This is a genomic window from Telluria sp. LT2P80 (assembly GCF_059685955.1).
Map to the genome: position 1 here is coordinate 478,884 of NZ_JCASIO010000002.1, position 26,161 is coordinate 505,044.

At 65.5% G+C, this 26,161-nt stretch carries 20 protein-coding genes; 14 read left to right on the forward strand and 6 right to left on the reverse strand.

Annotated elements, in window-relative coordinates; all coding sequences use genetic code 11:
- Position 1 precedes the first annotated feature (1 nt).
- The 4 genes from AC56LW_RS08425 (at position 2) to AC56LW_RS08440 (ending at position 4,791) form a co-directional block, all read left to right on the forward strand.
- Entirely contained in the window at positions 2-832 is an 831-nt protein-coding gene (locus tag AC56LW_RS08425) for a sterol desaturase family protein (protein ID WP_499633435.1), read from the forward strand.
- A gap of 94 nt (positions 833-926) precedes the next feature.
- Complete coding sequence (locus AC56LW_RS08430) at positions 927-2,486, forward strand: TerC family protein (RefSeq protein ID WP_499633437.1); 1,560 nt, start codon at positions 927-929, stop codon at positions 2,484-2,486.
- 38 nt (positions 2,487-2,524) lie between these two features.
- Positions 2,525-3,847 carry a VWA domain-containing protein gene (locus AC56LW_RS08435; protein WP_499633439.1) on the forward strand — a complete coding sequence of 441 codons (1,323 nt, stop codon included), beginning with the start codon at positions 2,525-2,527 and terminating at the stop codon, positions 3,845-3,847.
- Between the two features lie 149 nt (positions 3,848-3,996).
- Positions 3,997-4,791 carry a fatty acid desaturase gene (locus AC56LW_RS08440; protein ID WP_332530331.1) on the forward strand — a complete coding sequence of 265 codons (795 nt, stop codon included), beginning with the start codon at positions 3,997-3,999 and terminating at the stop codon, positions 4,789-4,791.
- Here the strand turns inward: AC56LW_RS08440 and AC56LW_RS08445 are convergent.
- The 3 genes from AC56LW_RS08445 to AC56LW_RS08455 all read right to left on the reverse strand — a co-directional run bounded on the left by AC56LW_RS08445 (position 4,727) and on the right by AC56LW_RS08455 (position 8,905).
- Positions 4,727-6,292 (reverse strand): PepSY domain-containing protein, encoded by a 1,566-nt coding sequence (locus AC56LW_RS08445; protein WP_499633440.1) that lies wholly within the window; start codon positions 6,290-6,292, stop codon positions 4,727-4,729. The two genes, AC56LW_RS08440 and AC56LW_RS08445, sit on opposite strands and share 65 nt — an antisense overlap.
- Before the next feature lie 13 nt (positions 6,293-6,305).
- Positions 6,306-8,453, reverse strand: a complete 2,148-nt coding sequence (locus AC56LW_RS08450) for a TonB-dependent receptor (protein ID WP_499633442.1) — start codon at positions 8,451-8,453, stop codon at positions 6,306-6,308.
- Positions 8,454-8,551: 98 nt separating this feature from the next.
- Positions 8,552-8,905 carry a DUF2946 domain-containing protein gene (locus AC56LW_RS08455; RefSeq protein ID WP_499633444.1) on the reverse strand — a complete coding sequence of 118 codons (354 nt, stop codon included), beginning with the start codon at positions 8,903-8,905 and terminating at the stop codon, positions 8,552-8,554.
- Positions 8,906-9,087: 182 nt separating this feature from the next.
- Between AC56LW_RS08455 and waaF the strand changes: the two genes are divergently transcribed.
- From waaF to kdpE, 9 genes are all read left to right on the forward strand, one after another.
- Complete coding sequence (gene waaF, locus AC56LW_RS08460; protein WP_499633446.1) at positions 9,088-10,110, forward strand: lipopolysaccharide heptosyltransferase II; 1,023 nt, start codon at positions 9,088-9,090, stop codon at positions 10,108-10,110.
- Positions 10,111-10,144: 34 nt separating this feature from the next.
- A complete protein-coding gene (gene rfaD / locus AC56LW_RS08465; RefSeq protein ID WP_332530429.1) occupies positions 10,145-11,155 on the forward strand; it encodes an ADP-glyceromanno-heptose 6-epimerase in 1,011 nt (336 codons plus the stop codon).
- Positions 11,156-11,292: 137 nt separating this feature from the next.
- Complete coding sequence (locus tag AC56LW_RS08470) at positions 11,293-12,093, forward strand: TorF family putative porin (protein WP_499633448.1); 801 nt, start codon at positions 11,293-11,295, stop codon at positions 12,091-12,093.
- A 131-nt stretch (positions 12,094-12,224) separates the two neighbouring features.
- The gene (locus tag AC56LW_RS08475; RefSeq protein WP_332530337.1) at positions 12,225-12,314 is read left to right on the forward strand and encodes a potassium-transporting ATPase subunit F; all 90 of its coding nucleotides are present in this window, start codon (positions 12,225-12,227) and stop codon (positions 12,312-12,314) included.
- The gene (gene kdpA, locus AC56LW_RS08480) at positions 12,314-14,113 is read left to right on the forward strand and encodes a potassium-transporting ATPase subunit KdpA (RefSeq protein ID WP_499633450.1); all 1,800 of its coding nucleotides are present in this window, start codon (positions 12,314-12,316) and stop codon (positions 14,111-14,113) included. The genes AC56LW_RS08475 and kdpA overlap by 1 nt, the downstream gene beginning before the upstream one ends.
- Positions 14,114-14,127: 14 nt before the next feature.
- Positions 14,128-16,227, forward strand: a complete 2,100-nt coding sequence (kdpB, locus tag AC56LW_RS08485) for a potassium-transporting ATPase subunit KdpB (protein ID WP_499633452.1) — start codon at positions 14,128-14,130, stop codon at positions 16,225-16,227.
- A gap of 8 nt (positions 16,228-16,235) precedes the next feature.
- Positions 16,236-16,844: a potassium-transporting ATPase subunit KdpC gene (gene kdpC, locus AC56LW_RS08490; protein ID WP_499633454.1), complete on the forward strand. Its 609-nt coding sequence runs from the start codon at positions 16,236-16,238 to the stop codon at positions 16,842-16,844.
- Positions 16,845-19,571: a two-component system sensor histidine kinase KdpD gene (kdpD, locus tag AC56LW_RS08495; protein ID WP_499633456.1), complete on the forward strand. Its 2,727-nt coding sequence runs from the start codon at positions 16,845-16,847 to the stop codon at positions 19,569-19,571. It begins immediately after the preceding gene.
- A complete protein-coding gene (kdpE, locus tag AC56LW_RS08500) occupies positions 19,564-20,256 on the forward strand; it encodes a two-component system response regulator KdpE (protein ID WP_332530341.1) in 693 nt (230 codons plus the stop codon). Before kdpD ends, kdpE begins: the two co-directional genes overlap by 8 nt.
- Positions 20,257-20,700: 444 nt before the next feature.
- On the opposite strand, the gene AC56LW_RS08505 is transcribed toward kdpE, so the two are convergent.
- Positions 20,701-21,108 carry a putative quinol monooxygenase gene (locus AC56LW_RS08505; protein WP_332530342.1) on the reverse strand — a complete coding sequence of 136 codons (408 nt, stop codon included), beginning with the start codon at positions 21,106-21,108 and terminating at the stop codon, positions 20,701-20,703.
- 138 nt (positions 21,109-21,246) lie between these two features.
- Between AC56LW_RS08505 and AC56LW_RS08510 the strand changes: the two genes are divergently transcribed.
- The gene (locus AC56LW_RS08510; RefSeq protein ID WP_499633458.1) at positions 21,247-22,884 is read left to right on the forward strand and encodes a M28 family peptidase; all 1,638 of its coding nucleotides are present in this window, start codon (positions 21,247-21,249) and stop codon (positions 22,882-22,884) included.
- 24 nt (positions 22,885-22,908) lie between these two features.
- On the opposite strand, the gene AC56LW_RS08515 is transcribed toward AC56LW_RS08510, so the two are convergent.
- Positions 22,909-25,440, reverse strand: a complete 2,532-nt coding sequence (locus tag AC56LW_RS08515) for a hybrid sensor histidine kinase/response regulator (protein ID WP_499633460.1) — start codon at positions 25,438-25,440, stop codon at positions 22,909-22,911.
- 141 nt (positions 25,441-25,581) lie between these two features.
- A complete protein-coding gene (locus AC56LW_RS08520) occupies positions 25,582-26,112 on the reverse strand; it encodes a GNAT family N-acetyltransferase (RefSeq protein WP_499633462.1) in 531 nt (176 codons plus the stop codon).
- Positions 26,113-26,161: the final 49 nt, after the last annotated feature.

Genomic DNA, 26,161 nt, shown 5'->3' on the forward strand with positions numbered 1-26,161 from the left:
CATGAACGTTTCCCCCGCCGAATTCGCCGCCACCGCACTGCGCCTGTGCGTCTGGCTGATCCTGCTCACGGCCCTGTTCGTGCCGCTGGAGCGCTGGTTCGGCGTGCGCCACGACGGCCCAAACGGCGAGTTGCGCCATAACCTCGCGTATTACTTCCTCAGTAGCCTGGTGCCCATTGTGCTGCTGAGCGCGCCGATGGCGCTGCTGGCTGCGCTGGCCGCCTGGGTGGTGCCGGATGCGTTGATCACCGCCATCGCCGGCTTGCCCCTTGCCGTGCGCGTGGTGCTGGCCTTCGTGATCGCCGAGACCGGTTTCTACTGGGGCCACCGGCTCAGCCACGAGCTGCCGTGGCTATGGCGCTTCCACGCGCTACACCACAGCACCGAACGCATGCATTTTCTGGCCAACACGCGCAGCCATCCCGTCGACATGGTCATCACGCGCCTGTTCGGCATCGTGCCGCTGTATCTGCTGGGCCTGGCCAGCCCGACGGTGGTCGGCAGCGCCGCGCCCGCCGCATTGATCGTGCTGGGCACGTTGTGGGGCTTCTTCATCCACGCCAACCTGCGCTGGCGCTTCGGCCCGCTCGAATGGCTCGTCACGACGCCGGCCTTTCATCACTGGCACCACAGCCGGCACGAGCACATCAACCGCAACTATGCGTCCACGTTGCCATTCCTGGACCGCCTGTTCGGCAGCCACTACCTGCCGCGCCACTGGCCGGCCGAAGTGGGCACGGACACGCCGCTCGCGCCCACTTTGAGCCGCCAGTTGATCGAGCCACTGCTGCCAGTACCGACGGTCAAACCGGCCGCCGAACGGTCATTTTGAAGGGCGACGCCAATACAACGGCGGCCCCCGGGATATGGTTGATTGACGGCGTGATCGCGTACAATGACGAGCCAATCACTACCAAACACACCTAATGGAATGGCTTTTTGACCCAAATATCTGGGTCGGCTTGTTCACCCTTGTCGTGCTCGAGATCGTCCTTGGCATCGACAACCTGATCTTCATCGCCATCCTGGCGGACAAACTCCCCCCGCACCAGCGTGACAAAGCCCGCCTTGTCGGCCTGTCGCTCGCCATGATCATGCGCCTTGGCCTGCTGACCGTCATCGCCTGGCTGGTCAAACTCACCGCACCCCTGATTGCCCTCGGCCCGCTGACGTTCTCCGGACGTGACCTGATTTTGCTGGTGGGCGGCTTCTTCCTGCTGGCCAAGGCCACGATGGAGCTGCACGAGCGCGTCGAAGGCAAGCTGCATGTCGCCACCGGCAAGCGCGCCTACGCCAGCTTCGCGGCCGTCGTCGCGCAGATCATCGTGCTCGATGCCGTGTTCTCGCTCGACGCCGTGATCACCGCGGTCGGCATGGTCGACGAGCTGGGCGTCATGATGGCCGCTGTCGTCATTTCGATGGGTGTCATGCTGTTTGCGTCCAAGCCGCTCACGCGCTTTGTCAACGCGCATCCGACCGTCGTCGTGCTGTGCCTGAGCTTCCTGCTGATGATCGGCCTGTCGCTGATCGCCGAAGGCCTGGGCTTCCATATTCCGAAGGGTTACCTGTACGCGGCGATTGGCTTCTCGGTCGTCATCGAACTGCTCAATCAGCTGGCGCGCCGCAACTTCGTCAAGCAGGATGCGCACATCCCGCTGCGTGATCGCACGGCCGATGCGGTGCTGCGCCTGTTGGGCAGCACGCGCGGGATCGAGCCGGGCGACGAGCCGGCCCCGGTGACGAGCAAGCAGCAGAAGCAAAAGCCCGACGAGCCGACGTTCGAGCTCGAAGAGCGTAATATGGTCAGCGGTGTACTGAGCCTGTCACAGCGCTCGGTGCGCTCGATCATGACCAACCGCTCGGACATCTCGTGGATCAATATCGAGGACGATGCCGATACGATCCGCGCCCAGCTCCTGGCCACGCCGCACGGCTTCTTCCCGGTCTGCCGGGGCGAGCTCGATGAAGTGATCGGCGTCGCGCGCGCCAAGGATCTGATCGCCGACCTGGCGCTGTCGGGCGCGATCGATGCGAACCATATCCGCGTGCCGATCATCCTGCCCGATGCCAGCGGCGTGCTCAAGGTGATGGATCGCCTGAAGCGCTCGCACGGCCAGCTGGTCATCATCGCCGACGAATACGGTACCTTGCAGGGTCTGGTCACGCCAATTGACATCCTCGAAGCCATCGCCGGCGAATTCCCGGACGAAGACGAGCAGCCCGTGGTGCAGGACCTGGGCGGCGGGCGCTGGCGCGTGGATGGCACGGCCGATCTTCACTACCTGGAACAGGTGCTCGAGGTGGACGCGCTGGTGGGCGACACCGACGACTACACGTCGCTCGCCGGCCTGATGCTCGAGCGCTTCGGCACCTTGCCGCTGGTGGGCGACGGCATCGAGATCGAAGGCTTGCGCATGGAAGTCGAAGAAGTGCTGGAACGCCGTATCGCGTCGGTGCTGGTCACGCGCATCGCCGATCCGCTTTGACGACAAGTTGAACGACCGTTTTTGACAGGGACACGATCATGCAAGCACTCTCCCGGGGCCAGCGCCTGCCCCTGTCCACCGTGGCGCCAGAGGGCGTCCTGCAGGCGGGCGTGTCGGCCCAGGGCCTGGTACTCGATGTCGCGTGCTTTGCGCTGGATGCCAGCGGCAAGCTGGCGGACGAACGCTACATGACCTTCTTCAACCAGCCTGCGACGCCGTGCGGCGGCGTGGCGCTGGATGCGGTCGGCCAGGATGCCGAGGGCTTCAGTTTCCAGCTCGTGCGGCTACCTGGCTGGGTCGAGCGCGTCAGCATCGTCGCCAGCACCGAGGGCGCAGCGACGATGGCGCAACTGCAGACCGGTTATTTGCGTCTCGTTGGGCCGCAAGGCGAGTTCGCGCGTTTCACGTTCAGCGGCAGCGACTTTGCCGGCGAGCGCGCTGTCATGCTGGGCGAGCTGTATCGCAAGGATGGCGGCTGGCGTTTCATGGCCGTGGGGCAGGGCTTCAACGGCGGCCTGGATGCGCTGGTGCGCCACTTTGGCGGCGCAGTGGCGGAGGCGGCGCCCCCGGCGCCCCCGGCGCCTTCAACACCATCGGTCGACCTCGAAAAGCGCGTGGCCCAGGCCGCACCGCAGCTGGTCAATCTGGTCAAGTCGGCTGCCGTGTCGCTCGAAAAAGCGGGCCTCGCGCAGCATCGTGCCAAGGTCTGCCTGGTCCTCGACATCTCCGGTTCGATGAGCGCCTTGTACAGCAAGGGTCTGGTGCAGAAATTCGCCGAGCGCATTCTGGCGCTGGGCTGCCGTTTCGATGACGACGGCGAGATCGACGTGTTCCTGTTTGGCCGCAACGTCCATCAGGGCGAGGCGATGGATCTGTCGAACTGGCCGAACTACATCAAGGGCATCATCACGCGCCACCCGCTCGAAGGTGATACCCGCTACGGCGCCGCGATCGAAGCCGTGCGCCGCCACTACTTCCCGGATGCGTGTGGTGGCGAACGCCGTGCCGTCGCCAAGGCCGCCGTGCCGGTGTACGTGATGTTCGTTACCGACGGCTCGACGTCCGACAAGCCGCTGACCGAACGCCAGCTGCGCTGGGCCAGCCGCGAGCCGATCTTCTGGCAGTTCATGGGCATCGGCAAAGGGCGCAAGTCCAAAGCGAAAGCGCTGGCCAGCTTCGCCGACTCGGATTTCCCGTTCCTCGAAAAACTCGACGAGCTCGATGGCCGCCTTGTCGATAACGCGGATTTCTTCTCGGTGGCCTCGCCCGACGAGCATCCCGACGTCGCGCTGTACGACCTGTTGATGAACGAATACCCGCAGTGGGTGAAGCAGGTCAGGGCGCTTGGCATGATCGGCTGACGCGCGGTAGAAGGGTTCGCATTTGTCATGCAAACAGGCCCCGAAATACCGCTCTTCTCAATCGTTAGAAACCGGTAGTCGCACGTTACTCTTGTCGCATTGTCAGGACGTCGTTACGTCCACAGACCGTGTACAACAGGAGAAACAACGTGTTCGAAGGATTCATCCAGCTCACCCCAACGGGCGTCGCGCTCACCATGGCCGGGTCGTACATCATGACCGTGTTTGCCAGCGAACTGTATCTGCACCGTTCGCGCAGCCACCGCGCGATCACGTTCCACCCGATGCTGTGCCAGCTGTTTCGCCTCTGGATCTGGCTGACGACCTACGGCGTGACCGCCAAGGCCTGGGTGGCGGTGCACCGCAAGCACCACGCCAAGTGCGACACGGTCGACGACCCGCACAGCCCGCAGATCCACGGCCTCTGGACCATCCTGACCAAGGGCACGCTGCTGTACCGGAAGGCCGCCCGCAACGCGGACCTGATCAAGGCCTACGGCGTGGGCATCAAGGAAGACTGGATGGACGCGCACCTGTACACGAAGCACCGCTTCCGCGGCGCGTTCCTGTTCCTGGCGCTGGAAATGCTGGCGTTTGGCGTGACCAACGGCTTCTTGATCTGGCTGTTCCAGTTTTCGATCCTGCCATTCTGGGCCTCAGGCTTCATCAACGGGATCTTCCACGTGGTGGGTTACCGTAACTTCGAGACGAAGGAAGCGTCACGTAACTTCTTCCCGATCGGGATCATCTTCGGTGGCGCCGAACTGCACAACAACCACCACGCCAACCCGGCGTCGGCCAAGCTGTCGATGAAGTGGTGGGAGTTCGATGCGGGCTGGCTCGTCATCCGCATCCTCTCGTTCGTGCGCCTCGTGAAGATCAACCATGTCGACCGGTTACCGGCGCCGGACTCGGCGCAGGCACGGCGGCACGCGGCGGGTTGACGCCTGCCGGGCGCAGCTTCTTGCCAAGCCTGCGCCACCCGATCACCACGCCCGTCACGCTGAGCAGCAGACCACCGAGGCTCAGCACGACCAGCACGATGTCCCATAGCGGCCGCCGTTCCAGCAGCGGCAGCCAGTCCCACGAATGCAGCATCGCGAACAGCCAGCGGCTGGTGCGCTTGCCGCTGTCGATGTGGCCCAGCACCGCACCCGTATGCGGGTCGAGATGCACCCAGGTCGCGTGCGGATCGTCGAACACGAGACGTAATGCCGGTAGCGGCTTGTCGGCGCCGCCCATCATCGTGTGCGCATCGCGCGCGTAGTAATACAGGTCATACGCAGCCAGTTGCTCGACCCGTGCGACGGGTGCATCGACCAGGTGCGTGGCTGCAGCCCACAGCGCCGCCGTGTCGAGCGTCACCGGTCGCGCCGTGTGGCTGTCCAATACCTGCGGCGCGCCGCCCGCGTGGTACGCCAGCACGCGGTTCTGGCCCAGCACGCGCACCCAGCGCAACTCGCGCACCGCGCCCGTGCTGGCGGCCAGCAGCATCGGCGGCGCGGCGTCACGGCCCGTCAGCGTCAAGGGCCCGCCCTGCATCGCTTCGATGCGCAGCTTGGGCGCGCCGGTATCGAAGATGTGCCACGGGTTCATCGACATCAGGCCGCTGAAGATCCACGCGACCGTCACCAGCGCAAACAGCAGACCCGTCACGTGGTGCCAGCGCATCATCGCGCCCGGATACGGCGTGCGTGCGCCGCTCCGGTACGGCGTGCGAAAGCGCCAGCGCAGGATGCCGGCCACGGTGCCTGACAGCGCGGCCGCGATGCCGGCGATGGCCAGGTAATTGACGATACTGGTCCAGTAAGGCTGGAACACGTTGCCGCGAAACGGATACAGCCAGTGGATCCAGGCACCGGCGTAATTCCACAACTGTTCGCTGCGCGTTGCGTCGCGCACGACTTCGCCGGTTTTCCCGGACACGTACAGCAGCGTGCGATCGGCATTATTCACCTCGACCCGGTGCAGCGGGCGCTGCGCATCGAGCCCGCGCGAATGGGTGAAGGCGTCTTCATCGATGACGTCCCGGTAAAGCACGTTCACGCCGGGGCCGGCCCAGGCGCCAGCGCTGGCCAGCGCATCGGCCGCGTTCACCGATTCCACGCGCGCGCCGCTGATGGCGTCGATGACGATGGCGCCGGTCTTGCCGCTGGCGATCGGCGTCGCCACGTACACGGCGCGTCCGCCACTGGACGCCGCCAGGCGTAACCCGTCCAGCGACCCGGTGACGCCGGCCCTGGCCAGTGCCACGTCTGGTGCCAGCAGCGGGGCGTTCTGCGACAGCGCCGGCAAATGCGCCAGCCGTTCGGCATCGGTCAGCTTCGGGTAACCGACGTACATCATGACGATGCCCGATGCGAACCACATCGCAAACAGCACGCAACCACCGATGCCCAGCCAGCGGTGGGTCAGGAACAGCCAGCGTTTGAGTTGTGCTTTCATGCCCGACTCCCCGTCAGAACGCCACGCGCAGCGACACGTCCGCCGTGCGCGCCGCGCCCAGGTACGCCATCGTGCTGTTCACGTTGGCGGCGTAGATCCGGTCGGTCAGATTGCGCACGCGCCCGACCAGCGTGACGTCGCGGTTAATCTGGTAGGCCAGGCCAAGGTCGACGAACGTATAGGCCGGCCAGTACAGCGTGTTGGCCGCATCCGCATACACCTTGCCGACCCGGCGCACGCCGACGTTCGTCTGCAGCGCTGGCGTGATGGCGTACGACAGCCACAGGTTGGCCACGGTTGCCGGCGTGTTGACCGGCGTTTTCCCGGCCAGCGACACGTTGCCCTGGCGGTAGTTCTGGTATTCGGCATCCACGTACGTGACATTGCCCTGCAGGCCAAGGCGGCGCGTCGGCTGCAGGCCGATGGCCAGTTTGACGCCTTGCGACGTCTGCTCGCCCACGAGCAGGGTCAGGGCGCTGTTGTTCGGGTCCTGCGTCGCGATGTTCTTGCGCGTGATGTGGTACGCGGCCAGCGTCGCCGTGCCCTTGCCATCCCAGAATCCCAGCTTGCTGCCCACCTCATACTGGCGCCCGGTGGTCAGCTCGCTGTTATTGCGCACGTCCGCAAACGAGGCGGTCGACAGCACGCCGGACGGCGGATCGGCCGCCGTCGCAGTTTGCGCATACAGGTTCATGTCGGGCGTGACGTCCCATACCAGGCCAAGGCGGCCCGTCGTCGGCGTGTAGCTGCGCGCGAAGCTGGCCGGGCTGGCGCTGGTCACCTCCCGGCGGTTGGTCAGGTCGAGTTCAATGCGCTCGTGGCGCAGCGCGGTCACCAGGTTCAGGGTGGGCACCAGCGCCGTGCGGTTCTCGATATACAGCGCCGTTGTCGTGACCTTGTTGTCGCGGTCGGGGCGGAAGCCCGGGCTCATGCCCGGCACCGTGAAGAAGCGCTCGGTGACGAAGTCGTACGGGTCGACCGTGCTGACCGTGGCGGGCAGACTGTTCGGAAAGCGCGTCTGCTTGTTGACGCTGACGTCCAGGCCAAAGGCCCAGTCGCTGCGGCGTGCGCCGATGCGGCTCTTGTAGACGCCGTCGAGGCGATCGCCCACCATGCGCTGGTGGTGGCGCTGGAGCAGGGCGGCCGAGCGGATCACGGCCGTGTTGGACGGGTTGAAGCGGTAGGTCTCGACATTGCGGTAGTCGCGCAGCGCATCGTACAGATACAGCGTGTTCGTGAACTGCAGCGCGTCGCTCACCTGCCACTTGCCGATCGAGCGCAGCCAGTGCACGCGCTGGTCGTAGACGCCGTCGGCGCTGTTGTAGTTCTTGAAGCGCGTGGCCTCGAGAATGCGCGCCTGGCCCGCGATCGGATTGGCCAGCGGCGTGCCCCAGTAGGGCCGGTCCACGTCTTCCTGCTGGAATTCATAGGCCAGCGTGTGCGTCACGCCGCGCCCGAATTGCGACAGCAGGGACGCCGCAAGCTGGGTCGAGCGACTGTCGACGCCGTCGATCGGGCTGCCGGTGTCGCGGTGGTTGATGTCGATGCGCACGTACTGACCATCGCTCAGTTGGCGGTTCAGGCCGACCGACGCTTCTTTCAAGCCATGCGCGCCAAGCCGTGCCTGGGCTTCTGAAAACTCGCGCGCTTCGGCCAGTTTGGTGATGTAGTTGATCGAGCCGCCGACGGCGCCCGAGCCATACAGAAAGCTCGACGGCCCGCCGATGGCTTCGACGCGGTCGATGATCCAGCTGTCGACAGGGCGCGCGGCGATCGCATACTGGACGTTGATGCCGTTGAACAGCTGGCTGATCGAGCCGCTGCCGAAGCCTCGGTAGCTCACGCCAATATTGCCCGGCGCATTGTGGGCGGTCACGCCGGGGATCGCGCGCAGGATTTCCTGCGTGTCCTGGGCACCCCGCATGTCGATCAGTGCGCGGTCGACAACCGTGACCGTGGCCGGGGTTTCACGTGCGCTCAAGCCAAGGCGGCTGGCGGTATCGAGCGGCGTGTCGAGGTTGAGCAGGCTGCCGGCGCGCGGTGCGTCGGCCGTGATCTCGACGGTGGGTATGGTCTGGGCGTGCACCTGCCACGGGACGACGAAGGTAAAGCCCAGGGCGAGCGCGATCGTGCGCGGCCGCGTGTGAAGACATGGGGTCATTGCATTTCCTGTGCGCGCGACGAACGGCGATGGCGTGCCGCGCATGGTCCACCGGTGCTGCATGAAGATGCAGCGCCGGAATCAAGGGTGAGGACGGATCAGGAAAGGGAGGGGGGCGGCCCGCGCGATTGCGCAGCTGTCCAGGCGAATTGCGGACGTGGCGCCTGATAGAACAGGGGCGGGTAGGGATCGCGCTCGACGCTTGCCACCAGCAGTGCGCCGGCGTAGGGCGGCGGCGCCATGGCGGCGTGCTGGTGCGAACAGCACAGGTCACAGTGCGACATGTCGGGCACCGGTGGCGCCGTCGTCTGGCCCGCATCGTCCACGACCAGGACGTGGCGGGTGCCGCTGGCGCTGCAAATCTCGCTCAGGTAAGTGCTGGGCGGCTGGGCGGTGGCCAGGGCCATCGCATGCGACAGTACGGGCGTGAACAGGCCGAACAGGAACGCCACGAGGACGGTCCAGCCAAATAGCGCGCGAGTTGTGCGAAGCCTGTGCATCGGCAAATTATAGTCCTGGCAGCGCGCCGCGAACGACGATTGGTCAATTTGTCCATCTGGCCGGGCGGCACGCCACATCGCGCACGATTGCTATAATCGCGGCCTGTGCCCTTCGCCCAAGATTGATGAACACCATGCAGCGCACCCTTGTGATTTCCCCCAACTGGATCGGCGACGCCGTCATGGCCCAGCCCTTGCTGCGCCGGCTGCGGGAGCGTCATCCCGACCGGCCGATCGATATCGTCGCGCCCACCTGGGTAGCCCCGGTCTGGCGCGCAATGCGCGAAGTCGACACGGTGCTCGAGTCGCCGTTCAAGCATGGCGCGCTGCAGTGGAAAGAGCGCAAGGCGTTCGCAAAAATGCTCAAGGCGCGCGGCTATGCCGACTCATACGTCTTGCCCAATACGCTCAAGTTCGCCCTGATCCCGTGGCTGGCCGGCATCCCGCGCCGCGTGGGCTACAAGGGCGAGATGCGCTATGGCCTGGTCAATGTCATGCACCACGACGACAAGAGGGCGCCGCGTCCGATGGCCCAGTTCTACCAGGCGCTGGCCGATGCGCCGGTGCGCGACCTGGCGCGGCCCGAGCGTCTGCCCGAACCGGTGATGACCGTGGCGCCAGCAGAAGCGCAGACCGCGCTCGCGCGCCTGCAGCTGCCGGGCGGCGCGCACGTCGTGTTTGCGCCGGGCGCCGAATTCGGCCCCGCCAAGCGCTGGCCGTCCGCGTACTTTGCCGAGCTTGCGCAAACGATCCTGGCGCATCGCCCGGATGTACAGATCCTGCTGCTCGGCTCACCGAAAGACCGCGGGGTCTGCGACGAGATCACGGCGATCGCGCCGCAGGCGCATAACCTCGCCGGGTCGACTTCGCTGGCCGAAGCCATCGCGCTGATCTCGCGCGCTGCTGCCGTGGTCACGAACGACTCGGGCCTGATGCACATCGGCGCGGCGCTGGGGCGGCCCGTGGTGGCCATCTATGGCCCGACCGATCCGCGCCACACGCCGCCGCTGTCGCAGCTGGCGCAGATCCTGTGGCTGCACATCGAATGCTCGCCGTGCCAGCAGCGCGAATGCCCGCTGGGCCACCAGAACTGCATGAAGCAGATCCTGCCGCAGGCTGTCTGGCAGCCCTTGCAATCCATGCTTGCCGCCGCGTGATGCGGGCAAGCCAAACGATTTAACAGAGGACCCCATCATGATTCTGGTTACCGGCGCCGCAGGTTTTATTGGCGCGAACCTCGTGCATGCGCTGTCAGCGCGCCAGCCGTTCAGCGTGTTCGCCGTCGACAATATGTCGCGGCCCGAAAAATTTCATAACATCGTCGACGCCGAGATCGCGGATTACGCCGACAAGGAAGACTTCCTGGTGCGCCTGAAGGCCGGGGAGTTCGACAACAAGTTCACCGCCGTGCTGCACCAGGGCGCGTGCTCGAACACGATGGAGACCGATGGCCGCTACATGATGAAGAATAACTACGACTACACGGTCGCGTTGTTCGAATTCTGCCAGCGCCAGGACATCCCGTTCATCTACGCGTCGTCAGCCGCCGTGTATGGCGCCGGCACCGTGTTTCGCGAAGAGCGGCCGCTCGAGCGGCCACTGAACGTGTACGGCTACTCGAAATTCCTGTTCGACCAGTACCTGCGCCGCTACTGGGCCACCAAGGGCAAGGATGCGGGCAGCCAGGTCGTTGGCCTGCGCTACTTCAACGTCTACGGACCGCTGGAAGGACACAAGGGCACGATGGCGTCGGTGCCGTTCCACCAGTACCACCAGTTCCTGAAGGACGGCAAGGTGCGGCTGTTCGGCGCCAACGATGGTTACGAAGCCGGCGCGCAGATGCGCGATTTCGTCTACATCGATGATGTCGTCAAGGTCAACCTGTTCTTCCTGGACCATCCCGAACAGCGCGGCATCTTCAACCTGGGCACCGGTCGCGCGCAGCCGTTCAACGACCTGGCGGTGGCCACCGCCAACGCATTGGCCAACGAAGGCAAGCCGGCCTTGACGCTGCAGGAGATCGTCGACCAGGGCCTGCTCGAGTACCTGCCATTCCCGGACAAATTGAAGGGCAAGTACCAGAGCTTCACGCAGGCCGACATCTCGGCACTGCGCGCAGCCGGCTACAACGAACCGTTCACCGACGCGGCCACCGGCGTGGCGAAGTACATGGACTGGCTGCGCGCGCAGCCGGTGCGTTAAGGCCGACGTTTACATCACGTATACACCGGGGGCCAAGCTTTATACCCGGTTTTTACGCCTGAATCGCTAACCTGCTCGTGTTCCATGCAGCGCTATCGTGCGCCGCCTGGGTTCCAACACAACCACGAGCAGACACCATGAACGCATCGATTCAAGCACGGCGCGCCGTCCTGGCGGCAGCCGCCATGCTGGCCATCAGTGGCGCGGCCCAGGGCCAGGTCACCGACACCGTCGCGCTGGCCGAACCTTCCGCAGCCGCATCCCCCGTCACCTTCAACGCCGCGATCACATCGGACTACCGCTACCGCGGCATTTCGCAGACGCGCCTGCAACCGGCAGTGCAGGGCGGTCTTGATTACGTCCACGCCGCTGGCTGGTACGTCGGCGCCTGGGGCTCTACCGTCAAGTTCGCGAAGGACGCAGGGGGCGACGGCGACGTGGAGATCGACCTGTACGCGGGCAAGCGCGGCGAGATCGCGGTCGGCCTGTCCTCGGGTCTGACGTACGACGTCGGCGTGCTGCGCTATCTGTATCCGGACAATGGCCTGGGCCAGGTCGCCGGCTTCGTCAACGCCAACACCACCGAGGTGTATGCACAACTGGGTTACGGCCCTGCCTACATCAAGTATTCGCACGCCACCACGAACCTGTTTGGCTTCGTCGACAGCGAAGGCAGCGGCTACCTCGACATCGGCGCCAATCTCGACGCCGGCCATGGCATCACGGTGCAGCTGCACGCCGGCCGCCAGCGCGTGGACAACAATCCGGCAGCCGATTACACCGACTGGAAGATCGGCGCCTCGCGCAGCTTCGCGTTGGCCACGGTCGCCGTCGCGTATGTCGGTACCAACGCCAGCAAGAGCGCGTACGCCTCGCCAAGAAACGGCAAGTTCACGGGCCGCGACGCGCTGCAGCTGAGCCTCAGCCGCACCTTCTGAATCCAACCACCAGAATAACAACCTCGCTGAAAGCGAATGTCCATGGATCTCATCTATATCGGCGCGCTCCTCGTCTTCGTCCGCCTGACTTGCCTGCTGGTGAGCGGTTGCGGACTCCTCGGAGGCAAGCAATGAATCTCTCCTACGTGATCGGCGGCCTGGCCGCCTGCGCGCTCCTCGTCTATCTCCTGATCGCCCTCTTCAAACCGGAGGACATGTGATGGCCACCACTGAACTGATGACGCAGTTCCTGCCGCTGCTCGCGCTGTTTCTGGTCGTGCTGCTGGCGCTGGCCTGGCCACTGGGCGCGCTGCTGGCGCGCATCGGCGCCGCCGACATCCAACCGGGCGCCGTGCCCGGCCTGGGCTGGGTCGGCGGCATCGAGCGCGTGCTGCTGCGCGCTGCGGGGCCCGCTGCCGGCGCCGCCCAGACCTGGAAAGCCTATGCGCTGGCGCTGATCGCGTTCAATGCGGTGGGCGTGATCTTTGTCTATGGCCTGCAGCGCCTGCAAGGCTGGCTCCCGCTCAACCCGGAAGGCATGGCGGGCGTGAGCCCCGATTCGAGTTTCAACACCGCCGTCAGCTTTGTCGCCAACACCAACTGGCAAGGCTACAGCGGCGAGCAGACGATGAGCATCCTGACCCAGATGGTCGGCCTGGCCGGCCAGAACTTCTTTTCGGCCGCCACCGGCATCGCCGTCGCGTTCGCGCTGATTCGCGGCTTTGCTGCCCGTTCGGCCGGCGCGATCGGCAATTTCTGGGTCGACGTCACGCGCTCGACACTGTATGTGCTGCTGCCGCTGTCCGTGATCCTCGCCGTGTTTCTGGTGGGGCAGGGTGTGGTACAGAGCCTGGCGCCGCACGCCGAAGCGCAGATGATTGAGCCGGTCACCTACACGCAGCCGGCCAGCGATGGCCAGGCGGCAGTCGAGACACGTGCCGAGACGCAGGTCATTCCAATGGGTCCCGTCGCTTCGCAGGAAGCCATCAAGATGCTGGGCACGAACGGCGGTGGCTATTTCAACGCCAATTCCGCGCACCCGTTTGAAAACCCGACCGCGCTGTCGAACTTTGCGCAGATGATCGCCATCTTCCTGATCCCGGCCGCGCTGTGCTTCGCGTTCGGCCGCATGGTGGGCGACACCCGCCAGGGCTGGGCCGTGCTGGGCACGATGACGCTGATCTTCGTGATTGCGGCCATCGGGGCCTTCTCCGCCGAGCAGCAAGCCAATCCGCTGCTGGCGCCACTGGGCATCGACCAGGTGGCAAGCAGCCTGCAGTCGGGCGGCAATATGGAAGGCAAGGAGACCCGCTTCGGCATCGCCGCATCGAGCCTGTTCGCCGTCGTGACCACGGCCGCATCGTGCGGCGCCGTCAACGCCATGCACGACTCGTTCACGCCGCTGGGCGGCATGGTGCCGATGGTGATGATGCAGTTCGGTGAAGTGATCTTCGGCGGTGTCGGCTCGGGCCTGTACGGCATGCTGGTGTTCGCGATCCTGACGGTGTTCATCGCCGGCCTGATGATCGGCCGCACGCCGGAATACCTGGGCAAGAAGATCGGTGCGTTCGAGATGAAGATGGTCGCCGTCGTCATCCTGGTCACGCCGTGCCTGGTCCTGCTGGGCACCGCACTGGCCGTTACCACCGGCGCTGGCGCAGCCGGCGTGGCCAATCCGGGCGCGCACGGCTTCTCCGAAATCCTGTATGCGCTCACGTCCGCCGCCAACAACAACGGCAGCGCGTTTGCAGGCTTGTCGGCCAATACACCGTTCTACAACACGCTGCTGGCCGTGGCCATGTGGTTCGGCCGCTTTGCCGTGATCGTACCGGTGCTGGCCATTGCCGGCTCCCTGGCCGGCCGCCAGCGCCTGCCCACCACACCCGGCACCTTGCCCACCCATGGCCTGATGTTCGTCGCCATGCTGGCCGCGATCGTCGTGCTGGTCGGTGTTCTCAACTACGTCCCGGCGCTGGCGCTCGGTCCTGTGGTCGAACACCTGCAATTGTTCGGAGAATGACAATGGATCAATCAGTGACCAACCCAACTGAAGCAACCCCGGTGCAGGCGCCGCGCAAGTCGCTGAACCTGTTCGATGGGGCGCTGGTCTGGCCGGCGGTGCTTGACGCGCTCAAGAAGCTCCATCCGCGCACGCAGCTGCGCAGCCCAGTGATGTTCGTCGTCTACATCGGCAGCATCATCACCACGCTGCTGTGGTTCCAGGCGCTGGCCGGGCACGGCGAAACAAGCGCCGGCTTCATCCTGGCCACCGCTGTCTGGCTGTGGTTCACGGTGCTGTTTGCGAACTTCGCCGAAGCGCTGGCCGAAGGCCGCAGCAAGGCGCAGGCGGCATCGCTGCGCAATCTGCGCCAGACCGTGACGGCGAAAAAGCTCGAGGCGCCCAAGCATGGCGAGCCATGGCAGGCCTGCCCGTCGGGCGATCTGCGCAAAGGCATGTTCTTTTTGGTCGAAGCTGGCGACGTGATTCCCGTGGACGGTGAAGTGGTCGACGGCGTGGCCTCGGTCGACGAAAGCGCCATCACCGGCGAATCGGCGCCCGTGATCCGCGAGTCGGGCGGCGACTTCGGCTCGGTTACCGGCGGCACCCGCGTGCTGTCGGACTGGCTGGTGGTGCAGGTGAGCGCTAATCCTGGCGAGACGTTCCTGGACCGGATGATCGGCATGGTCGAAGGCGCGTCCCGCAAGAAGACGCCGAACGAGATCGCGCTGACCATCCTGCTCGTGGCGCTGACGATCGTGTTCCTGGTCGTGACGGTGACGCTGCTGCCGTTCTCGCTGTTTGCCGTGCAGGCGTCCGGCAGTGGTTCGCCGGTGACGCTCACCGCACTGGTGGCGCTGCTGGTGTGCCTGATTCCGACGACGATCGGTGGCCTGCTGTCGGCCATCGGCGTGGCCGGCATGAGCCGCATGTTGCAGGCCAATGTGATCGCCACGTCGGGCCGCGCGGTGGAAGCGGCCGGCGACGTCGACGTGCTCCTGCTCGACAAGACGGGCACCATCACGTTCGGTAACCGCCAGGCCGCTGCCTTCCTGCCGGCGCCCGGCGTGACCGAAGAGGAACTGGCCGACGTGGCGCAACTGGCTTCGCTGGCCGACGAAACGCCGGAAGGCCGCAGCATCGTGGTGCTGGCCAAGAACCGCTTCAATCTGCGCGAACGGGCAATGGAGTCGCTTGGCGCGGTGTTCGTGCCGTTCACGGCCCAGACGCGCATGAGTGGCGTGGACCTGGGTGAGCGGCAGTTGCGCAAGGGCGCCGCCTCGGCACTCCGGCGTCACATGGAGTCGCTCGGCGCGGTCTGGCCCGGCGACGTGGAACGCAGCGTCGACGAAGCGTCGCGCCGTGGCAGCACGCCGCTCGTGGTGGCCGACGGCAGCCGCGTGATGGGCGTGGTCGAACTCAAGGACGTCGTCAAGGGCGGTATCCGCGAGCGCTTCGCCGAACTGCGCCGCATGGGCGTCAAGACCGTGATGGTCACTGGCGACAACAAGCTCACGGCGGCGGCAATTGCGGCCGAAGCGGGGGTCGATGACTTCATTGCCGAAGCGACGCCGGAAGAAAAGCTCGCGCTGATCCGCAGGTATCAGAGCGAAGGCAAGCTGGTGGCGATGACGGGCGACGGCACCAACGACGCACCGGCGCTGGCCCAGGCCGATGTCGCGGTGGCCATGAATTCGGGCACGCAGGCGGCCAAGGAGGCCGGCAATATGGTCGACCTGGATTCGAATCCGACCAAGCTGCTCGAGATCGTCGAAATCGGCAAACAGATGCTGATGACGCGCGGCGCGCTGACGACGTTCTCGATCTCGAACGACATCGCCAAGTACTTCGCGATCGTGCCGGCCATGTTCGTCGCCACCTATCCCGAGCTGAAGGCGCTGGACGTGATGGGGCTGACCAGTCCATCGTCGGCCATCATGTCGGCCGTGATCTTCAATGCCCTGATCATCGTGGTGCTGATCCCGCTGGCGCTGCGCGGCGTGCGTTATCGCGCCATCGGCGCGGCGGCCCTGCTGCGCCGGAACATGCTGATCTACGGCTTTGGTGGCCTGCTGCTGCCGTTCGCCGGCATCAAGCTGATCGACATGGCGCTTGCTGCGCTCAATCTGACCTAGGAGTTTTCATGCAATCGATTCTTCGCCCCGCACTCGTGCTGTTCGCGGTGCTCACGCTGATCTGCGGCGTGCTCTATCCACTGGCCGTGACCGGGATCGCCCAGTCGGCGTTCCCCGTCCAGGCCAATGGCAGCCTGGTGGAACGGGATGGCAAGACCGTCGGCTCGGCGCTGATCGGCCAGTCATTCACTGCGCCAGGCTACTTCTGGGGCCGGCCATCGGCCACCGGCCCGATGGCCAATAACGGCGGCGGTTCGGGCGGCTCGAACCAGGGCCCGCTCAACCCGGCCCTGCAGGAAGCGGTCAAGGGCCGCGTGGCTGCGCTGCGCGCACTCGACCCGTCCAACACCGCGCCGGTGCCAGTCGACCTGGTGACGGCGTCGGCCAGCGGTCTCGATCCCGAGATCAGTGTGGCGGGCGCGCAGTACCAGGCAGCGCGGGTAGCGCGTGCGCGTGCGATGCCGGTCGAACGGGTCGGCGCGCTGATCGAACGGCACACCGAGCTGCCGCTGCCTGGCTTGCCAGGTGCGCCGCGCGTGAACGTGCTGGCGCTGAACCTGGCGCTGGACCAGGCAGCCGGCGTGGCCAGCGGCCCCGAAAGCGGTCATACTCGCTAGATGATGCCGCACGACGACCAGCGACCCGACCCCGACGCACTGCTTGCGCAACTGCGCGAGCAGGACCGGCGCGCAGCGCGTGGGCGCCTGCGCATTTATTTCGGCGCCTCGGCCGGCGTGGGCAAGACCTACGCCATGCTGCAAGAGGCGCGCAAGCTGCAGCGCGAGGGCGCCGCACCGCTGGTGGGCGTGATCGAAACCCACGGACGCACCGAGACGGCGCGCTTGCTCGACGGGCTCGAACTGCTGCCGCGGCGGCGCATCGACTATCGCGGCAAGACGCTCGACGAATTCGATCTCGATGCCGCACTGGCGCGTGCGCCCGGTGTCATCCTGGTCGACGAACTGGCGCATTCGAACGCGCCCGGTTCGCGCCATCCCAAGCGCTGGCAGGACGTCGAAGAACTGCTGGCGGCGGGCATCGACGTGCTCACCACCGTCAACGTGCAGCACCTGGAAAGCCTGAACGACGTGGTGGGCGGCATCGCGGGCATCCGCGTGGCCGAGACAGTGCCCGATCGCGTGTTCGACAGCGCCGACGAGATCGTGATGGTCGACCTGACGGCCGATGCGCTGCTGGCGCGCCTGAAAGAGGGCAAGGTGTATCAGCCGCAGCAGGCCGAGCGCGCGGCCGGTAATTTCTTCAGGAAGGGCAACCTGATCGCGCTGCGCGAACTGGCGCTGCGCCGCACGGCCGACCGCGTCGAAGGCGACGTGCGCGCCTGGCGCGAAGCGCAATCGATCGACGCGATCTGGAAGACCGGCGCCGGCCTGCTGGTGTGTCTCGGGCCGGGAAGCCACGCCGAGCACGTCGTGCGCAGCAGTGCGCGCATGGCGTCGCAACTGGGCACGGCCTGGCATGCGGTGTATGTCGAAACGGCGCGCCTGGGCAAGCTGCCCGAGACCGCGCGGGTGCGCATCATGGACACCCTCAAACTCGCGCACAGCCTGGGCGCCACCACGGCCGTGCTGTCGGGCGAGGACATCGCGGCCAGCACGCTCGATTATGCGCGCGACCATAATCTGTCGCGCATCGCGCTGGGCCGGGATGGCTCGCGCTGGCCGTGGCGCCGGCGAACCGCGCGCCGGCTTGCGCGGCTCGCGCCGGGTGTGGACCTGATCGAGATCGGGCAACCGGCGGTGCCGCCTGCTGCGGTCAGCGGCGCCACGGCGGCTATGGGTGCAGCAGCAGAGCCAGGCCAGCCATTGCTGCCGCACGCGTTGGCTGCCGGTGCCAGCCTGCTCACGGCGCTGGTGGCTACGCCACTGAGGCCGTGGCTCGATCTGGCCAATATCGTCATGCTGTTCCTGCTGGTGGTGCTGCTCGTGGCCATGCGTTTCGGGCGCGCGCCATCGGTTACCGCCACCTGCGTCGGCGTGGCCAGCTTCGATTTCTTCTTCGTGCCGCCGCGTTTCGATTTCGCGGTGAGCGACGTGCAGTACCTGATCACGTTCGCCGTGATGCTGGCCGTCGGCCTGATTACTGGGCACCTGACAGCTGGCCTGCGCTTCCAGGCGCGCGTGGCGGCGCAGCGCGAGCGGCGCGTGCGCGCGCTGTACGAATTCGCGCGCGAGTTATCCGGTGCGCTGGCGGCGTCGCAGGTGTTCGAGTCGAGCCGCACCGTGATCCAGAATGCGTTCGGCGCACGCGCCACGCTGCTGGTGCCCGATGCCGACGGGCGGCTCGGCATGCCGGCGGCGGAAGATGGCGGCGCAACTGGACCGGCGCCCGGCAACGTCGACCTGGGCATCGCCCAGTGGGCATATGACCACGCTCAGCCGGCGGGTCTGGGCACGGACACGCTGCCCGCATGCCCGTTGTTCTATCTGCCGCTGGTGGCGCCGATGCGCACACGCGGCGTGCTGGCGATCGAGCCGGAAGGCGGGCGCTGGGTCCTGATTCCCGAGCAGCGGCGCCAGCTCGACGCACTGGCGGCGCTGGCCGCGATCGCGCTCGAGCGTGTGCATTACGTCGAGGTAGCGCAGGCGGCATTGGTGAACATGGAATCGGAGCGGCTGCGCAATTCGCTGCTGGCGGCGCTGTCGCACGATCTGCGCACGCCGTTCACGGCGCTGGTGGGCTTGTCCGAATCGCTGCTGCGTGGCGAGCCGGCGCTGCCCGATAAATCACAGGCGCTGGCGCAGGCGCTGCACGATGAAGCGGTGCGCATGGGGACCCTGGTGGCGAACCTGCTGGACATGGCGCGCATCGAAAGCGGGGAAGTGCGCTTCAACCTGGAATGGCAGGCGCTCGAAGAAGTGGTCGGCAGCGCACTGCGCGCCTGCGGCGCGGCGTTGCGCCAGCACACGGTGACGGTGCGCCTGCCGCCCGATATGCCGCTGGTGCGTTTCGACGCCGTGCTGATCGAACGCGTGCTGTGCAACCTCGTTGAAAATGCCGCAAAATACACGCCAGCCGGCTCGCGCATCGAGATCTCCGCGCTGGCGCGCGGGGCCTGGATCGACGTCACGGTGAGCGATGACGGTCCGGGCCTGCGCGCCGGCAGCGAAGAAGCGATCTTCGAAAAATTCACGCGCGGGGAGCGCGAATCGGCGCTGCCCGGCGTAGGCCTGGGCCTGGCGATCTGCCGCGCGATCATCGGCGCGCATGGCGGCATGATCCGCGCCTGCGCATCAACCCTGGGCGGCGCCGGCTTCGTGTTCTCGCTACCGGCCGGCAGCCCCCCTGAACTGGACTTGCTATCGATGGAGACAAACGATGCTTGACGTGCCTTGCGCACTGCTGGTCGAGGACGAGCCGCAAATCCGCCGCTTCGTGCGCGCCGCGCTCGAACAGGAAGGCTGGCAGGTGCACGAGTCGGTGAGCATGGCGCGCGGCCTGATCGACGCCGGCACGCGCCGCCCCGATCTGATCGTGCTCGACCTCGGCCTGCCGGATGGCGATGGCATCGACTTCATCCACGACGTGCGCAAATGGTCGGTGGTGCCGATCATCGTGCTGTCGGCGCGCGTGGCCGAGAGCGAGAAAATCCGCGCCCTCGACGCCGGCGCCGACGACTACCTGACGAAACCATTCGGCACCGGCGAACTCCTCGCACGCGTGCGCGCCACGCTGCGCCGCCAGCGCCAACCCGCCGCCGGCGGCGACAGCAAAACACACTTCAGCGACGTGTCAGTGGACCTGCAAGACCGTGTGGTGACGAGAAATGGCGAACACGTCCACTTAACGCCTACCGAATACCGCCTGCTCGCCGTCCTGGTCAGCAACGCCGGCCGCGTGATGACCGCCCCGCAACTGCTACGCGCCGTCTGGGGCCCGGGCCACGCCGAAAGCAGCCACTACCTGCGCATCTACATGGGCCACCTGCGCCACAAACTCGAACCCGACCCCGCCCAACCCCGCCACCTCCTCACCGAAACCGGCGTCGGCTACCGCCTCTGGCTGGGCTAATAACCCCCAAATCAATGTTAAATAAATTAGGGTCAGAGTAGAATTAAAAAGCAATTTTTGAAGTTGCCAGTTAATTCGACTCTGACCCTAATTAATTTGCAACGCTTTCCCAAAATATAAATTAGGGTCAGAGTCGAATTGTTTGACAACATTCGGTAATTGCCCAATAAATCTACTCTGACCATCATTGATTCTGGCTTTTGATGCGCAATTTTTTTGCTCTATGGAATTCTTTGGAAAAAGAAAGATCCGCGCATAATTTAAATGCAACGTTAATTCGACTTAATGAAGCCAGGAATCAAATTATCGAAAAATGGCGATCAATTGCTCAATAATTCGACTCTGACCCTAATTAATTTGCAAGAGTTACTGCAAGAATAAATTAGGGTCAGAGTCGAATTGTTTGACAACTTTGGGTAATTGCCCAATAAATCTACTCTGACCCTATTTTTTAGGGAGGCCTTGGCCGCCGATGGGTTCGGTTTCGAAGCGTTCGCCGAAGCCGGCGATCAGGGGGCGGGCTTGTTTGATGGCGGCTTGGACTGACGGGAGGGTCAGTGAGGCCTTGTGGTTGTCTTGCGAGTCCCAGGTTTCGGTGATCCAGATGGCGTCGGCGTCCTGTTTGTCTTTGGCGATGATGTAGGCCAGGCAGCCGGGCATGGCGGTGGTGCCTTCGAGCAGGATGGCGATGAGGGCGTCGCGCTGGCCCGGCGTGGCGAGCATTTTTCCGATCAGACCGTACATGCGGGGTGTCTCTTTCATCGTGGTGGTGGTGACGGGGGCGGTGGCGCAGGCTTGGGTCAGCGGCAGGGCTGCCAGCGTCCCCAGCATCGTGCGGCGGGATACGGTCATGCCTGTCCTCGCGTGGAATTGTTTCTTGAGAAGTATAGGTGTGGCTCCTGGTGCCGCCAAGCACAAACGGGCGTCTTGGCGCATTCGATGCAGGTCGGGTTAAGATGGCTTTTCCATCATCCTGTCACGAAAGCCTCGATGCGACTTCATCCTCTTGCCCTGGCCGTCAGCGCCTGCATTTTCTCCGTCTCCCAGGCTGCGCATGCGCAGCAGCCGGCCGCCGTGTCCGAGACCGCTCTGCGCGCCCATTTGTCCTTCCTCGCTGACGATCTGCTCGAAGGCCGCGGCACCGGCCAGCGCGGCGGCGACCTGGCCGTGCGCTATCTGGAAACCCAGGCTGCGCTGATTGGCCTCAAGCCCATCCCCGGCGGTGGCTATCGCCAGAAGGTCGAGATCGAGGGCAGCAAACTTCTGAGTGGCAGCGCCACCTTCACCGCCGGCGGCAAGACCTTCAAGCCGGCGCTGGGCAAGGGCATTGTCATGGGCACCAAGAGCGGCAACGAGAACCTGTCGTTCGATGCGCCCCTCGTCTTCGTCGGCTATGGCGCCGCCGCACCCGAAGAAAAGTGGGACGACTACAAGGGCCTCGACGCCAAGGGCAAGATCCTCGTCATGATGGTCGACGATCCCCAGCCCACCGCAGAAGAGCCCAACCGCTTCGCCGGCAAGGCCTACACCTGGTACGGCCGCTGGATCTATAAATTTGAGGAAGCCGCGCGCCGCGGCGCCGCCGGGGTGCTGTTGATCCACACGACGCCATCGAGCTCGTATCCGTGGAGCGTGCCGGCCAATGGCTTCGGCAACGAGCGCTTTGGCCTCAAGGGCCCGGGCAATCCGATGGAAGGCTGGCTGCACGAAGACACGGCGCGCGAGCTGTTCGCCGCCGGCGGCCATGACCTCGACAAGCTGCGCGCGCAGGCCGAGCGCCGCGACTTTCGCCCGGTCGACCTGAAGATCGCGGGGCATGTCGAGTTGCGCTCGGCGATCCGGCCGGTCGAGCAGTTCAACGTCATCGGCATCGTGCCTGGCACCGACGCCAAGCTGAAAGAGCAGGCCGTCGTCTACTCGTCGCACTGGGATCACATGGGCATGGCCGAACTGAAAGCCGGCGACGATCCGAAGGCCGACCGCATCTACAACGGCGCGATCGATAACGCGTCGGGTACCGCAGCGCTCCTGGTGATGGCAGCCGAAGCGGTCAAGAAGCCGGCCAGGCGCACCCAGATCTTTTTGTGGCCCGCCGCTGAAGAGCAGGGCTTGCTGGGCGCGGCGGCGTATGTCGCCAACCCGGTCTGGCCGCTGGCGCAAACGGCGGCCGACCTCAATCTCGACAGCCTGAACTTCGTCGGCCGCACCCGCGATATCGGTGTCGCCGGCGCGGAGCGCAGCAGCCTGTTCGAGACCTCGACCCAGGTGGCCAAGTCGATGGGCCTGAAGATCGCGCCAAGCTCGCCGGACATGTCGGGCGCCTACTTCCGCGCCGACCACTTCGCGTTCGCCAAGGCGGGCGTGCCGGCATTTAACGTCGGTTCAGCCGTGTTCTCGGGCGATGGCCACTTCGAGTTCGAACAGCACCAGAACGAATCGAGCACCAACATCAAGGGCTTCAAGGACCACTACCACCAGGTCAGCGATGCATACCGGCCCGAGTGGGATTTGTCGGGCATGGTGCAGCAAGCGCAATTCACGCTCAACCTGGGTTACGCGGTCGCGAACGCGCCGGGCATGCCGACCTGGAAGAAGGGCGAAGCCTTCGGCAGCGTCAAGCGCAAATAGGTTCGGCGCCGGCCCTCACACGGGTCACACGGCGGCGGCGGCGCCACTGGCCGCCGCCGTCAGGATGCGATCCAGGTCGGTCATGTCCACCGGCTTGACCAGATGATGGTCGAAGCCGGCCTGGCTGCTGGCATCGCGATCCTGCGACTGGCCATAACCGGTAACCGCCACCAGCAAGGCATTCGCGGTCGCCGGTGCTGCGCGCAGGCGGCGCGCCAGTTCATGGCCATCCATCCCGGGCAGGCCGATGTCGAGCAGGCAGGCGTCGGGCACGAACTGCGCGGCGCGCCGCAAGGCGTCGAACGGATCATGTTCGACCGCCACCTCATGTCCCGCTGCGCTGACGTACATCGCCAGCACCTGCGCCGCGTCGATATTGTCGTCCACCACCAGCACCTTGAGCTGCTGCAGCGCGCCTGCCTCGGGCGTGTTTGCAGCGCTGCCGCCGGCGCTGCGGGCTTCGCTGCGCGGCAGCGTCACGATGAAGGTGCTGCCCAGTCCCTGGCCGGGGCTCTCCACGCGCACGCTGCCGCCATGCAGCTGCACCAGGCTGCGCACGAGCGCGAGCCCGATTCCCAGGCCGCCCTGCGTGCGGTCCGGCGTGCGCTCGCCCTGCACGAACATCTCGAATGCACGATCCAGTTCTTCGGGCAGCATACCGATGCCGTTGTCTGCCACCACGATGCGCAGGCGCGACGCGTCCAGTTCGAGCGCCACGCGCAGCTTGCCGCCGGCGGGCGTGAACTTGACTGCGTTGTGCAGCAGATTGCCCACCACCTGCACCAGCCGTTTGCGGTCGCCCATCACCCAGGCCGGCGTCGCCGGCAGCGATGAGGTCAGCGTGTGGCCTCGCTGGCGCAGCGGTTCCTGGACCTGTTCCATCGCTTCGGCCAGCACCTCGTTGACATCGAGGCGCACCTTCGACAGCGTCACCAGGCCGCGCGTGACGCGCGACACGTCCAGCAGGTCGTCCACCAGGCCGGCCATGTGCCGTGCCTGGCGCGCGATGATGCCGCTGATCTGGCGTGTGCGCGCCGGGTCGAGCGTGTCATGGCCCAGCAACTGCGCGCCGGAGGCGATTGGCGCCAGCGGATTGCGCAGCTCGTGCGCGAGCATTGCCAGGAATTCGTTCTTGCGCTGGTCGGCCTGGCGCAGCGCTTCTTCGGCGTTGACGCGGTCGGTCACGTCCTGGATCGTGCCGCGCAGCGCCGACACGCGCGCGTCGCCGTCCTGCACTGCCTCGCAATGCAGGTCGATCCAGATGCGGTGGCCTTCGGCGTGCAATACCTGCAGTTGCAGCCTGCCGCTGCCGCCGGTGCGTTGCAGCTCGCGGATCAGCGCACTGGCGCGCTGCCACGATTCTTCGGGCAGCACCGACCCGCGCTGTTCGTCGAATGGCGGCAGCTCACGTCCGTAGATGTGCGGCACCGATTCGGACGTGAACAAGTCGCCGCCCGGCAGTTGCATGTGCCAGGTGCCGAAGCGCGCCATGCGGTGCGCGTCGCGCAGTTCGGCTTCCTTGATGGCCAGCGCTTGCGCGCGTTCGCCCAGCAGCGTCGATGCGGCGCTGATCGCCTCGGCCACTTCGGCCGCTTCCTTGACGTGCACTTGCGTGAAGCGGGGCGGTGTTTCGCCTTTGCCCAGCGCCACGGCCGGCGCGGTCAGGGCCTGGACCGAACGCGCGAGGCGCCCGCCAATCTGCCAGGCCAGCCACAGGCCGACTGCAAACAGCAGCAGCACGCCGGTCAGCAGCGCAGCCAGCGGCTCGAACAGCACCTGGTTCAGGTTCGAGCGCGGCATGCCGATGGCGACGTGCCAGCCGGTGGCTTCGGAGCGCGAGTAGAAGGTGAGCAGGGCGGTGCCTTCCTGCGACACCGACTGGACGATCCCTTCGCGCTGGTGCTGCATGGCGCGGAACAGCGGATCGGTGACGCGGTTGCCGACGAAGCGCTCGGGGCTCAGGTTGCGCGCGAAGATGGTGCCGCCGGCGTCGACTACTGACGCCCGCGCGCCATCCGACACGGATCTGGGTGTGAGCATGTCGTCGAAATACCCGGGCCGTACGCCGATGCTCAGCACGTAGGCCACGCTGCCGTCGATCACTACCGGCACGTCGACACTGACGGTGGGCTCGCCGACGACCTTGCCGATGAAAACGCGCGAGATGCCTGGCCGGCCGCTGGCAAACACTTTCTCCAGCGAGTCGGACGGTTCGAGCGGAAGGCGTTCGCCATAGACGACAGCGGTATTGAGAATCTGCTGGCCGCTGCGCTCACGCAGCACGGCAGTCATGCCGTCGCCGGCCAGTTGCAGCGCCTCGCGCGCCTGCCGGTGCACGAGTGGGAAATCGCGGTCCTGGAGCGCGTCGAGCGTCGACAGGGTCTGGGCGATGACCTGCGCCTGCAGCAGCTTGCTGTCGACCGTGTGAACGAGCGCGCGCACGGTCTGCATCGTGTTGCGCTCGAACTGGGCGCGGTTTTTCTGGTACTGATGGACGAACAGGAGCGATGCGCCGACCACGCCCGGCAACAGTGTTACCAGAACCAGCCAGAGCAAATAAGCCCGCAGTGGTCTGCGGGGCATAGTGGACGATATGCCAGTCACATTGCTTTCCAGAACGTTTAATCCGGCAAATTCTACGCCACAAACCAAAAGTACATGCTTTCCTTTAGTGAGGCTGGCAGTGGGCTGTGTCGGTCAGCGCCGGTTACGCGTGAACAGGGTCTTGTAATAAATTGCCGTCGCGTGCCAGCGGCCATTGGGTGTACACGCGTACTCAGGCAATTCGCCAACCCGCTCGTAGCCGCTTTGTTGCACCAGTCGCTCGGCACCGGAGCCCACCGCCGCATCCAAAAACAACAAACCGCGGCGCAGGGCCAGTGCCTCGATCTCGAGCGCTTGCATCAGCGCCATCCCGATGCCACTGCGCCGTACGGTGCAGTGTACGAGCAACTGTTGCACTTCGGCGCGGTTGTGGCCATTTGGCTTCGTACACAATGCAAGCTGGATACTGCCGACCAGCACGCCGGCACGTTCCGCTGCCAATAGTACGCGCTGCCCCAGCCCGACTTCATCCGCGATGCCTTGCCAGTATGTGTCAAGCTGATCCTGGTCAAGACCATTGACGAATCCCAGTGAATGGCCATCGGCCACCGCATCGAGCAGCAACGTGCCCAGCGACGGCATGGATTGGGCGATGGTGCGTGGATCGAGTCTGCGGATGATCATGGAATTCCCTGAACAGAGGGTGAATGGATTGTCCGTTTATCTCAAGCAC